The organism is Micromonospora sp. WMMD710 (assembly GCF_029626045.1).
Taxonomy (GTDB): Bacteria; Actinomycetota; Actinomycetes; order Mycobacteriales; family Micromonosporaceae; genus Micromonospora.
Map to the genome: position 1 here is coordinate 4,501,167 of NZ_JARUBD010000001.1, position 12,929 is coordinate 4,514,095.

The 12,929-nt window shown below is 65.6% G+C and carries 6 protein-coding genes; 4 read left to right on the forward strand and 2 right to left on the reverse strand.

The features are described from left to right. The first annotated feature begins 64 nt into the window (after positions 1–64). The 4 genes from O7620_RS20740 (at position 65) to O7620_RS20755 (ending at position 7,174) form a co-directional block, all read left to right on the forward strand. Complete coding sequence (locus O7620_RS20740; RefSeq protein WP_278124541.1) at positions 65–1,471, forward strand: hypothetical protein; 1,407 nt, start codon at positions 65–67, stop codon at positions 1,469–1,471. Beyond that, positions 1,468–2,778, forward strand: a complete 1,311-nt coding sequence (locus O7620_RS20745; protein ID WP_278124543.1) for an AAA domain-containing protein — start codon at positions 1,468–1,470, stop codon at positions 2,776–2,778. The genes O7620_RS20740 and O7620_RS20745 overlap by 4 nt, the downstream gene beginning before the upstream one ends. A gap of 140 nt (positions 2,779–2,918) precedes the next feature. After that, positions 2,919–4,178, forward strand: coding sequence for an exonuclease subunit SbcD (gene sbcD / locus O7620_RS20750; protein ID WP_278124544.1), 1,260 nt, complete (start codon positions 2,919–2,921; stop codon positions 4,176–4,178). A gap of 8 nt (positions 4,179–4,186) precedes the next feature. After that, positions 4,187–7,174: an SMC family ATPase gene (locus tag O7620_RS20755; RefSeq protein ID WP_278124546.1), complete on the forward strand. Its 2,988-nt coding sequence runs from the start codon at positions 4,187–4,189 to the stop codon at positions 7,172–7,174. A gap of 126 nt (positions 7,175–7,300) precedes the next feature. Here the strand turns inward: O7620_RS20755 and O7620_RS20760 are convergent, their stop codons facing one another. Next, a complete protein-coding gene (locus tag O7620_RS20760) occupies positions 7,301–8,671 on the reverse strand; it encodes a DUF2399 domain-containing protein (protein ID WP_278124547.1) in 1,371 nt (456 codons plus the stop codon). Further along, positions 8,668–12,918, reverse strand: a complete 4,251-nt coding sequence (locus O7620_RS20765) for an SbcC/MukB-like Walker B domain-containing protein (RefSeq protein WP_278124548.1) — start codon at positions 12,916–12,918, stop codon at positions 8,668–8,670. Before O7620_RS20765 ends, O7620_RS20760 begins: the two co-directional genes overlap by 4 nt. Between the last annotated feature and the right edge of the window lie 11 nt (positions 12,919–12,929).

Here is a 12,929-nt window from a genome sequence, read left to right on the forward strand (position 1 = left end):
TTCCCTAGGGCGGGCCTTGGCCGTGGACCGAGGCCGTGCACAGCGACTCACCACGGTACGACACGTGCATATCGGCCGGCACCCGCTCGTCTTCATCCCGCTAGCGATGGCAGGTGAGGCCCATGCGCCTGTAGCCGCCATGATCGGTACGGACCAGAAGGATCCGCATTTGCTCGTCGTGGCGCAGCCCCGCAACCGCGATCAGCGGTTCGAGTTTGCCCACAAGCTCGCTCGGATCTTTATGAAGGAGATCCTGCAGGATGCCGAGCGGCGGATACCGAAACGTGGCGCGGGCAAGGGCGTGATGCAGTGCTCTGATGCGCCGCAAATCTGGGTGCCGAACCGGGCCGGCGCCGAGTTCGTGCGGATGCTCGGGAGGTCGACGCGCTTCCGCAAGACCACCGGGCCATGGAAGGTGCCGGCCAACGTGCCCAGGATGGGGAAGTGGTTGACGTTCTACGCCGACCGCACCCTGTACGCGGGGTCCAGTCTGCTGGTGCCAGCGACGGCAGCGCTGTCGCAGCATTGGGCAACCGGGCAGAGCGCCGAGGAGGACGAGCATCTAGGCACGCTCCTGGCGTGGATCGAACCCGGAGACGGGCTGACCGGGGTGGAAGCTGCTGATCGGATGGAGGACCCGGTCGAACATCCGCCCGCTGGCCCGTCCACCGACCCGAGCTTCGACAACACTGTCCTAGCGCCGTTAATCCAGCGCTATCACGAGACCGTCCACAACTCCCCCGCCCGTGACCACGTTCAGTCGCAGATCGAATCCGAACTACACACGCAGCTCATTGATACCTGGCACCAAGTCTGGCGGGCTATCGACCTGCTCGAAGGCTTAGATCCCGGCGACCACGTCGACCAGCGGTGGCAAGACGACTTGGCGGCCCTTACTCGGACCGCCGATTGGATCGCGACGAGCCCCGGTGCGCAGCGCAAGCGTGACCTGGCTGTGGAGGCTGCGCGCCGCCTACACGAGTTTGAGCGCCATCACGCCAGGTATGAGGCCCAGCGAGCTTTCGACGACCCGCTCGTCATGGCAGAGGCCCGGATGCTCGGCGAGGCGTTCGTCGGCATCGTGACTGCGGCACGGCCCAACCTGCGCGTCGGCGCGAGGAAGCTTCCTCGCATCATCGTTGAAACAACCGACCCGGTACGCCTGACCAGCGACGAGACTGGCCTTTGCAGCCCAGCACGGCCACGCCAAAGGGCCGAAATCAAGGACATCGTTGAGGTCGATGGCGGCCTACAGATCGAACTCGAACTGTCTGAGGGAATGGGCAACCGACGTGAACCCGCCCCGGGCACCGTTCCGAGCATAGGGGAGGAAATCTGCTACAGCTTGTTCAGCGACAACTTCCGACGGACACCCGCGCTACCCCGGATCGAGGAAACACCGTGGACGCACGGCGGCCCCCCTACGCCCTATATCCCCACTGAGGAAGACGCGGAGGAGGAGTGGGAATGAGCGACCTTGTTCCCGACCCCGTCACACAGGCTGTCGACGCCCTGCTGCATGGGTCGCAACCGGGCGTCGTCCTCGACTCTCCGCCGGGGGCGGGTAAGTCCCGGGCTGTGATCCATACCGCGTTGCACTTGGCGGCTGCCGGCGAGCCGGTGCGCGTCGTAGCGCAAACCAACTCGCAGGTTGATGACCTTGTTGACAAGATCGCGCGTCGAGCACCGGACCTACAAGTCGGACGATACACAAGCCTCAAGTACGAGCCGCACGACTCCCTTAGGCGACCGAACGTGATCATCGGCCGGAAAATTGGCGACCTGTCTCAGGTACCCGTCGTGGTGGGGACCGCCGCGAAGTGGCTCGACCCCGCAATCACCGACCAAACCCGCTGGGGGGTCATCGATGAGGCGTACCAGATGCGTTCTGACACCCTATTAGGGCTCGCTCCCATGTTTGATCGTGCCATGTTCGTCGGAGATCCCGGCCAACTGGACCCCTTCTCGGTCGTCAACGTTGAGCGGTGGACCGGGCTTCCGTGGAACCCCCTACAGAGCGCCGTTGCAGCCATGATCGCCAACAATCCCGCCATACCAGTGTTTCAACTACGCCACTCGTGGAGGCTCCCTCCGTCGGCGTCCGCACCGGTCTCGGCAGCGTTCTATCCGTTCGCGCCCTTCACGTCTGCTCCTGGGCAGGGGACGCGCCGGATGTGGTTTGCCACCAACGGCTTCGGCACCACCCTGGACCGGGCGCTGGACACCGCAGCGGGCACTGGCTGGGCCTATTACGAACTCCCGGCACGCCACACGTTGCGCACCGATGCGGAGGCAGTTGGAGCGGTCGCCGCCATGGCCGTCCGAGTGTTACAGCGTGGAGCCATGGTCGAGTCGTTGGATCAGCCTGCTGGCGCTCACGTCCGTCCTGACCGAGTCGCCGTGGGCGCGGTGCACCGCGACCAGGTGGCGGCAATCCGAAAGGAACTGGACCGTGTTGGCGGGTCGAAGATCCGCGTGGTTGACACCGCTAACCGTCTGCAAGGTGCGGAGTTCGACGTCGTGGTCGTCCTACATCCACTATCGGGACGCCGCGACGCCAGCGCTTTCCACCTCGAGTCTGGACGTCTGTGTGTCTTGACGTCTCGACACCGGCACGCCTGCATCGTCGTCGGGCGGGCCGGTATCGCTGAAATGTTGGACGCCCACCCCACCGTCGACCCTGTTCCGCTGTACACCGAGCCCAGGTTTCCGAACGGGTGGGAAGCGAATCAGTCCATGCTTGAGCACCTGAGCCACCACCTCGTCCGCGCCAGTTAGTAAGTGCCGGTCAGGCATCTGCACCACCCCGCCCTCCAAAGACTCGGCGGTCGGCCACGCCACCTGCTGCCAGTCCCTGTAAGAGGCGTCACACGATCGAGAGTCGGCGCGCAGCGTCGACCGACCTCAAAGAGGAAACGATGAAGATCGTCCACACCTCCGACTGGCATCTCGGGCGAACTGTCTGGGGCGTTAGTCGAGCACCTGACCATCAGGCGGTTCTCGCCGAAGTCATTAGGATCGCTTCCGAGCAACAACCCGACCTGATCATCCATAGCGGCGACCTTTTCGATCAGCAACGTCCTCCCGTGCATGCCCTCAGGCTTGCCACCGATGCGCTGCAGGATCTCGCTGCGATTGCGCCCGTTGTCGTCATCTGCGGCAACCATGATTCCGCTGCGCTTCTGCACTGGCTGCACGGACTCATGCGACACGGCGACCGTATACACTTCGTAGCAGACCCTGACGCCATGCGCGGTGGCACCGTCCTACGGTTTCCGGTAGGCACCGGCAGATTGCACGTCGCCGCTCTACCGTTCATCACCGCCAACCGCGTCGTCAGCGCACTGGACGACCCAGACGGACGTCGCGACAGCTACGCGAAGTTCCTCGCGCACCTGCAGCACCTACTGCTGCAAGAACTGCGTCAGGATTTTGACCAATCCACGGATGTCACCATTTTCGCGACCCACCAGTACGTCAGTGGCAGCATTCCATCCCGAACTGAGAATCCCACTCACACCAGCGACTTCTACGTGACGGATCCAGAACAAATTCCACAGGTCAACTACGCTGCATTCGGGCACATTCACAAGCCGCAGATTCTGCCAGGCAGCCGCGTCATCGGCGCCTACGCCGGCTCACCAATCCAACTCGACTTCGGTGAGACCGGCGAGGACAAGAGCATCGTCGTGGCACACATGGAGCCCAACGGGCCGACGCGGATTGACCGTGTGCCGCTGCGCGCTGGCCGACGGCTGATGAGACTCAGCGGCAGCCTCGACCAACTCCGGTCGCAGGCGGCGGCCATCACTGACGAGATCTGTCACATCACCGTCAACACCCAGACTCACGAGGCAGATCTGTCCCGCCAGGTCCGAGAGATTTTTCCGGACGCGGCCATCGTGGACATCGCCGAAGTGTGCGCCGATCGCACCTTTGACCTCGTCACCTCCGACACGCCCGCCGAGGGCGAACCAGACAACCCCACGATGTTCCGCACCTTCCTCGCCGAACGGGGAACCAACGACGCCCCAGCCGAACAGGTCGCTGAACTCTTCGACATCCTGCTCGACCACGTCGACGATGAGCAGCCGCCGAGGCTTCCCGCCGAAGACCTCCTCGCCAAGGACCCCGCCGCGTTCATCGTCCCCGACGACGAGGGGGAACTCGTCTCATGAAGCCGCACATGCTGACCTTCACCGGGATTCGCTCATACCCGGAGCAGCAAACCATCGACTTTACGGGAAAGAACTTCGTCGCGATCGTCGGCGACACCGGGTCGGGCAAATCGACCGTCCTCGACGCTATCTGCTACGCGCTCTACAACCGGTGCAGCTGGACCAGCGGCAGCGTCTCAGACCTCATCTCAGACAGCGGCAACGGCAGCATCAGCGTGGATTTCACGTTCATGGTCAACACCCAGGTGTGGCGCGTCGAACGCTCCACCGGCCCTCGAGGATCGGCGGTACACAAGCTCTTCGCGGAGGATCTCGACTCGATCGCCGCGACTGGCGCCAAGGAAGTCAACAAGGCGATCCGTCGCATCGTCGGGCTGAATTACGAGACATTCCTGCGAGCGGTCGTCCTCCCACAGGGCCGATTCGCTGAACTCCTGCACCTGAAGGTTGCCGATCGCACCAAGGCCCTTACATCCGTGCTCGGCCTCGACCAGCTGACTGCGGTGCGGGAGCACGCCCAGACTCTGCACACCCAGCTCGCGACCCGCCTGGCGGACTACGAGAAGCGCCGCGCCGCCTTCCTTCCCGACCCCGCCAAGACCCTCGCCGAGTCATCGGAGCGCCAACTCGCCGCACAGAAGCGCCTCAACGGGTTGGAGGCGGCGCGGAAGAGGATCTCGGAGGCAGCGGCATCCTCGGCCAAGGCTGGCAAGCGACGCGACACATACGAGCAAATGCGGACACGCCTGCTCAGTGCTGTGCCCAAAGGGGTTGAACCGCGTTACCAAGGACTCCACACGGCCGACATCGACATCGCCACACGCCGCCAGGTACTTAATGGACGACTTGCTGAAGCCGACCGAAAGCAGCGGGAACTACGCGACCAACTCCAACAGGCGAACCAGGAAGGCACAGGGCTTGAGGCCGCCACCTCGGCCGTCACCACTCTGGGGCTGCTCGCCGAGCAGGTGCCCCGAATCGACGCGCAAGAGGTGCGGCTAGCGAAGGTGGAAGATGAGATCCAGGTCTCTCAGATTGCCATCGACAACAAAAAGGCCATCCTGGAGGAACTGCGTGAGGCCCTCGGGCCGGCGAGTCAGGCTGCGTTCGAAGCGTCATCGCGCCTCACGGGTGCAAAGGAGCGCCACGCAGCCGCCGGCAAGGTCCTCTCGGAGTTTCGGCAGGCCAGCCAGACCCGGCGAGAGGCTGACGCGCGTCACGTCGCCGCCCTAAAAGAGGTTGAAGGCACAACAGCCGCCGCAGCCATCGCTCAAAACGAGGCCGAGAAGGCTGACAGCCAGGTGTCCGCGCGGGAGGCCGATCAGGCTCTTGCCGTGAAGTCGCATGCTGCGGCCACCGCCGCAGAAAGCTGCGCCCCAGGAGATCCTTGCCCGGTATGCAGTCGTGATCTACCGGTAGGCTTCATCGCCCCCGCTAATGCGGCTCCCCGAGCAACGGAGGCTGCCGTCAAGGCGGCCCGCAAGACCGCTAAGCAGGCCAGTGCGGACGTCGCCGCTGCGGAGGAGCGCGTCAAGCAGGCGATGAAGGAGGCTCTCGCTGCCGCGGAGCAGAGAACTCGTGCCGCAGCCAATGCGAGTCGCACCCTCACTGCTACCCAGGAGATCCTCGGCAACGTCGACCTCGACGCGCTGGATGACGACCTGCTCCGTGGTCTGTTTGAGGCGGTAGAAGCCACGCAGGCGCGGCACGACGAGATGACGCGCGCTCGGACCGATGCGCGAGAGCGTTGCCAGACGGTGGAAGATCAGCTACCTCTCATGGAACAGGCTCACGGGCAACGAGCGGCGAAGTATGACGAGGACGTAGCCGTACACGAGGACGCTTTGGTCGCCCTCGGCCAGGCACGCCGCACGATCGTTCGGGCGTATCGACCCAACAGCGACCTCGCGTTACCAGACATTAAGCAGTGCCAGCTGGCTGCCGAACGGCGTCAGCAGGAACTCAAGCGCCTGTCCGACGACCTCACCGCCGTTGATGGGCAGCACGCCGACCTCAAGGTCGCGGCCGACAGCTTGGAAGCGGAGAAACGGCTCGAGGTCGAATACCCGGCTGCCGCACTTCGCCGCGAACTCGACACCCTGCTCGACCGCGCCCAGGAAGCAGCGAGGCTCTTGGCCATCGAGCCCTATCCGGACGGTCCGATCGACGCAGCATTGAGCGCCGAGGCCTCTTGGGGTAGCGGTCTAGAACGCCACGCCATCCACCTCGCGGAGCGATGCGGCGATACTGCGAGCGAGGCTGTGCGTGCCATCACCGCCGCCCGACAGACCGCAGACGACGTACGCCGCAGCTCTCAAGTTGACGACGACGATCACCTTGAGAGCATGATCAGGCAGGCAAGCAACGTTCACTACAGCGCATCGCAAGCCGTAGTGAAAGCTAAGGCGCACCTACCTCTGGTCGAGGAACTGGAACGGCGTATCAACGGGGCCACCCCAACCGTCAAGGCTCTCGGCGAACTCGTGGCGCTCTTGGCACCGAGCAAGTTCATCTCGAATGCTGTGCAGCAGCGCCAACGCGCCCTGCTCGGTACCGCAAGTAACATCTTTCACACCATCTCAGGTGGGAAATTCGGCTTCGCACCGAACTTCCGCATCATCGATACGGACGCCGGTCAGCCCCGACCCGTCGAGACGCTTTCCGGCGGAGAGACCTTTCAGGCCAGCCTCGCTCTGGCGCTCGCCGTCGTGGAGCTTGCCAGCCGCGCTACCGGCCGTCTCGATTCCCTGTTCCTGGATGAAGGGTTCGGCTCACTGGACGCCGGCGTGCTACGCGACGCGCTGCACGCCCTCACCGCGCACAGCACCGAGGGCCGACTCGTCACCGTGATCAGCCACATGCGCGCCATCACTGAGATTGCAGACCATGTCCTGGTCGTCGAGAAGACGTTCACTGGCAGCCGTGCGCGCTGGGCCAGCCCGGAGGAACGCGATCGAATCATCAACGACGATCTTAGTCGTGGCATGTTGACATGACGACGCACGGCCGATGCCTGGCGAATTGCGTCTCGCGACCATGGTCACACCTGTCGACGTTCGGCCCACTCGCGGGCGCGCCGTGGCCGCACGTTAGGTCCCCCTGCCAGGAGCTGTAGCTTGACCTCAATCAATCGTTAGAACCCAGCCGTCGCGTTGGGGTTGTCCAGCGAGAAGATCCTGAAGGAGGTCTTCGATGAGGCTCTCCTCGTACGCGGCGGCCTTTCTCTCGCGCATCGCTGCGTGGAGGGCGGGCCTCCACGGGGTGTCCGGGAGTCGCAGAGTGTCCAGGGCGGCGTCGGTGTCGTCAGAAAGACTGGCGTGGTAGTCGCTTTCGCTCATCCGCCACGGCGTTGCCCCTGGTATGCCGGCCAGGAGGGCGTTTGTATGGTTCAAGCCGGCTTCGTCGAAGTCAGCGCGGACGGCGATGTTCCAGCCGGTGGCGGCGAGCCGTCCTAGTGCGTTGATCTCTAGGGCGGATGGGGTGCCCACGGTGCACATGACCCGCAATGGTGGTTGGCGTTCCGGTTGCTCATCGGCGACGTCCGCGGCGGCCGTCACGACGGATGGGTTTTCGGTGACGAAGACCCAACTGTTCGGGCTGGTTGGACGGGGCCAGTCGCACCGTGCGAGCACACGCGGGGTGAGCGTTGGGGTTTCAGTAGACGGTAATTGCCAGCCCGCGGGGTAGATGCCGAGTGTGGTGAGGCCTCCGGTCAGGTCGTCGCAGTTGACGCCGAGGGCTGCCCATGCGGCTCGCCTTTTCAGGGCAGGGTCGAGGGCTCCCGCGCCGGCGAGGGTGGTCAGGATGAGACCGGGCAGAGTGCCGCTGTCGAGAGCGTGTGGGGAGCCGGTGGCCGCTTCGGCGAGGCGTCGACGGTCGACGCGTTGGTCGGGGTGCGGCAGACGGGCGATGACGGCTGCGGCCTGCCGAAGGATGGCGTCGCGAGTCTCGATTTTCTCCAGCCGTCCAACAGTTCCGCGGCGCTTCAGCAGGGGCCACAATTGGTCGATGTCGGGTCGGTGGGCAGCCGTGGCGGGTATGGCGGCGAATTCGTTAACTGCGGTCTGGTGAAGTTGATCGAGCGCCGCTTCGCGTCTGGCGGTCGCCTCGGCGCTGGCTGCCAGGACGCGCTGGACAGCGTGGGCGGCGACGAGTCCGGGGGTTAGTTCGTTGTGGCGGGCGCGTAGGCGTTGCGCGAGCGAGGCGAGGTCGACGCGGATCTGCTGCCCGGGACGTGGTGTCCTTAACCTAAGCAGACCCACGGCAGCGGCACGGTGCCCAGGCTCGGCCGGCATAGTGATCCGGGTGCTGCCGTCGGTGAGGTGCCGGTCGCCGCGCTTGTCGGCGACAGCGGCGAGGTGTTTCCAGAGCCAGGTCAGGCTTGGATGAAGCAGCGGGGTGAGGTCCGTTTGACGGCACGGCGGCGCGCACCACGGCCCTGGCTTGTGGCCAATTGGGTCGGAGAGTCCCGGGGGGTTGGGGGTTGCGGTCATGCGGGCGTCTCCGTCTGGTCGCCGGGAATGTCCTCGAGGCTTCGGATCAGCATGGGGAAGCCGATGACGGTGCCGTCGGCGGCGGCTTCGAGGTCCCAGGCGTCGATTCCATCCCAGGCGCCGGGCGCGCCGTCCCACAAATAGCTGGTGCAGATGAGGTCGAGGTCAAGTTCGGCGATGAAGCGGGCCAGACCCTCGCGACCTCGTTCGTCGACTTCGGCGGGGACCTCATCGAGGGCGACCAGTCGCAGACTGGCAGCGTCGAGCCGGTCGTAGGTTGCGGCGACGGCGGCGAGCATGGGTGCGAGGACGACGAGGCGCCGTTCGCCTCCGGACAGGCCCGTCTTGCTGGTCCAACGTTGGGGTTCGGCGCCGGGTCGAGTGATCTCGTAGGTGAGGGTCACCCAGCTGCGGATGTCGATGGCATCGGTGACGCGCCCAGCCATGGTGTCGCCGTCAGCGGCGGCGATAAGTGCCTGAAGGGCGGCACCGGCCTCAGCGCGTTGTTCAGACGTGTGGTCGGTGTGGCTGGACAGGCAGCACAACTTGTGGACTGTGTACGCGGCGGCGGGCAGGTCCTTGGACAGTGCCATGCTCACTCGAACCCCGACGCCGGAGGAAGCGGACGCTCGTTTCATTTTCTTGTTCACGTCGATGACCCAGTCGTGCATGCTCTGCCAGGCGGCACCGATCGCGTGCGGCAGGCGGCCGATGACGAACTGGTCGAGAGCTGACTCCTCGGCGGCATCGAGGGCTTGCTGGGCACGTCGTCGTAGCTGCTCGGCGCGCGTCGCTGCTGCCGGTGGGGTGTAGGCGATGTTGTCGTGGATGAGGACGAAGGTGTCCAAGCCCTTGACGGTTTCGCCGGGGTCGAGGGTCCATATGCCGGCGAGCGTCGTACGGCACTGGTCGTAGCGTTCCCGCAGCATGCGGCGGGTGGTCGGCCCGAAGGCGCTGACCGCAGCAGCGACAGTCTCGAGCAGGGCATCGATGCTGTCGCTGGCGTGCGTCGGCTCCTGGATGCGTTCAACGGTGGCCGTGTCAGCCGACACAGCGTCGGCCTTTTCTGGCTCTGCGGCAGCCCGGTTGAACAGGACCTGCCGGGCCCCGGGAACGTCGAGCAGAGTCATCAGTTCCTCGCGCAGTTGGTCGACTCGTGGGCCGGCCTCGGTCAGCTTTTTATCTGCCTCATCGATACGGGCACGGGTATCGGCGCTTCGGCGGCTAGCGTCACGCAGAGCATCTTGCAGCACATCTTGGGCTGCGGCGTTGTCTGCGAGGTCGTCCTTAGCGGTGGCGTGGTCGGTCACCGCGGTTTCGGCGTCGGCTCCGACGGCGATTCTCAAAGCCTCGTATTCGGCGCCAGCGCTGTCGGCGTTGTCGGCAGCCCTCTTGGCCTGCAGGTGAAGGGTGGGCAGCTTCACCGACTCGGTGGTGTCCGCAGCGGCCTCCGCGGCGAGGCGGCGCAGGCGTGGGCGCAGCCGGTCGTCGAGCATGGTGAATAGCTCCGTGAGCCGTCGGGCGTGCTGGTCTCCGGTGTCGGCGATCTCTTCGAGTTCGGTGATGGTGACCGGAAGGCCCCGGGCTGCGGTGCGCTGCTTCCATTCCTGCTGCAGGAGGGTTGCCGTGTCGGACTTCTCGGCCGCTGCGCTCTCGGCGGCTGAGGCGGCCTTGTCGGCGTCGGTGGCTGCGGCGGCGACAGCGGCGCGTTCGGTCTCGCGGGCGCGCGCGGTGCTGCGGGCAGGAAATCGGCCGGCCGCGTTGCGCATAGCGCGCATGGTCGCGGCATGGCCGTCCGCGAGCTGCTTGCGGTGGTCCGCTTGCTGGTCGAGGTCGCCGGCTGCGCGGTCCAGCTCGTCGGCGTGTTCCAAGGCTGCCTGGCGGCGCTGACGGGCACCGACGTGCGACGCCTGCGCAAGGTCGGTGCCGACTAGTGCGGGCCGGCCGTGGAGCGGGCCGATGCGGAATGTCCCGTCCCGCCCGACGATGAGGGTGTTGGTGTCGCCGCGCTCGGCGCTGTCGGCAAGGCCGATCCGGTTGAGGACGGCCATCACGATATCGGCGTGCGGGTGGGACGGATCGACGGTCAGCACCGAGGTCAGGTTGTGCGCGACGGTGTTGCCGGTGGCCGTGACGGTCCATGCCTCGGTCCGCACGTCTGACGCGGTGATGGTGGCCCCGAGCAATCCGCTGGCCGACAGTGCGGCCTCGATCAACGCGCGCGGTGTGCCTTCGGGGACGGAATGGTGCCAATCGACGGCCATAGCGACGGTCTGATCATCGTCGCCCGGCTCGCACCAGGCAGGCCGAGGAACCGGCAGCAGCTTCCCCGCCCGCAGTTTCGCGGCATCTTCGCGCTTCTTGGTGGCATGGCCGGCGAGTTCCCTGCCCTGGGCGCGCAGCGTCTCGCCGGCAAAGTGGTGGGCCTGTGCGGCGGCGTTTGCGACAACGTTCGTCTGCGACGCCCAACGATCCATCTCAGCGATGATTTGGGCCGGTTCGGCAACGCGGAGTTCCACGAGGTCATGGGTTTCCCACAGCTCGATGTCGTCTCCGCGTACCTGCTCAGCTTGCGAGTTGGGAAGGTCGGCAGTCAGCGCGGCCAGGTCAGCTGCGGCGAGTTGCGGGAACCGCCGGGCCCACTCGTCCGCCTCTTGTAGCAATGTTTGCGCGGCTTCTGCGGCACGGCGCCGAGCCTTGCTCGCTTCGGTGGCGGTCTTCTCGGCCTGTCCGCGCAGTTCCCGGCTTTTCAGCCCGGCGGCGTCGGCGGCGTCTTGCGCCTCCTTGGCCTCCTGATGATCAATGTGTGCGAGGCGTGCGTCGTGGGCACGCGTGCGGTGCTGCTGGGCCATCTCCTTCCATCGCGCGACCGTGTCGTCGACCGCGCCGTCGTTGACGGTGATCGTGTGGTGAGGGCCGGCATCTGCGAACCGATCGCGGACCTGATACACCGCGCGGGGCTTGGTCGTACTGGTGAACGTGTCGCGGGCGTTGTCCAGGGCGCGGCCGTCGACAGCTAAAGCTTGGGCGCGAAGGTCTTCAAGGTCCTGGTGCAGTTGCGCGACGGCGTGGTGCAGTTGCTCCGCGCGGCTGGCCGCGGACCGGGCAGCCACTTCCAATAGATCCATCTGCCCGCCGGCATGGTCCTGGCGGGCCGTCCATGTGTTCTTGAGGTCAGCGAGGCGGCCAGCGTTCTTGAACGCGGCGCTATTCCCCAGTTCGGCGACGAGCGCGGTCAGCTTGCGGTGCTCGGACTTGAGGTCCTCAAGCTGCTCTCCTGCCTCCGTTTCGGAGTCCTCAGCCTCTTTCAACACTTTTTCGAGGCGTCGCAGGTTGGCCTTGACTTGCCCGAAGGTCTTTACCGCGTCATGCAGTTGCTGGTGAGCGTTGCCGACAACGTCGACGACGTGACCGCCCCACGCTTGGGCGAACTGAGTGATCGCATCAGCGGCCGTGCTGTCGTTGCGGAAGACGGTCCGGGTGGTCTCCGACTCGGCCAGAGCATCGGCGGTAGCGGCGACGACATCATCGGACACGCTGGGCAAGGAGTCCCGCAGCGCGTCGGCTGCTTCACGGGGAGACACCGCGCCCAACAGGGTGGGATTTCGTACCGCCCGCAACCGCGTGGCAAGGTCAGCCAGTTCCGGCTCACCGGTACGCCATACGCGGTTTGCCAGGTGCGTGACGTAGTCCTCCTCGTCGTCGAAGACCTGGCCGCCGAGGCTCGTGATGTGCCGCTCGAACTCGTCCGCGGCGAGCTGCTCACGGTTGGGACCGTAGAGCGGGAAGTCCTGCAGCGGCATGCCGGCAGCCATGAAGGGCGTCACCTTGACCTGCGGTGAGCTGCCCTCGGTGTACAGCAGCTTGGCCCCGTAGGACCAGATGCCCTCCTCGGCAGGGGCGGCGAAGGTCAGCCAGAGGAAACCGCAACGGCGTTTGCCGGTCGCGCCTTCGCGCATCAGTGAGGACAGCGTTGTCGGGCGTGCCTTGCCGGCGGACAGACGCTGAGCGTTGAGGTCCAGCAGGTAAGGCCACAAGCCTTCCAGCAGGGTGGTCTTGCCGGTGCCATTGGGCCCGCGCAGCAATAGGCGGCCGGTAGCGGCGTCGAGGATCAGGTCCCCGTAGCGCCACACGTTAGAGACACCGGCGGCGATCAGCCGCCAGCGTTGTGTGAACCGGTTGGGGTCGCCTGAGGGCTCCACGAGGTTGTCGGTACCGAAGAGCGTGAGTGTGGCGTCGGGGCCCACAGAGAGAGGTC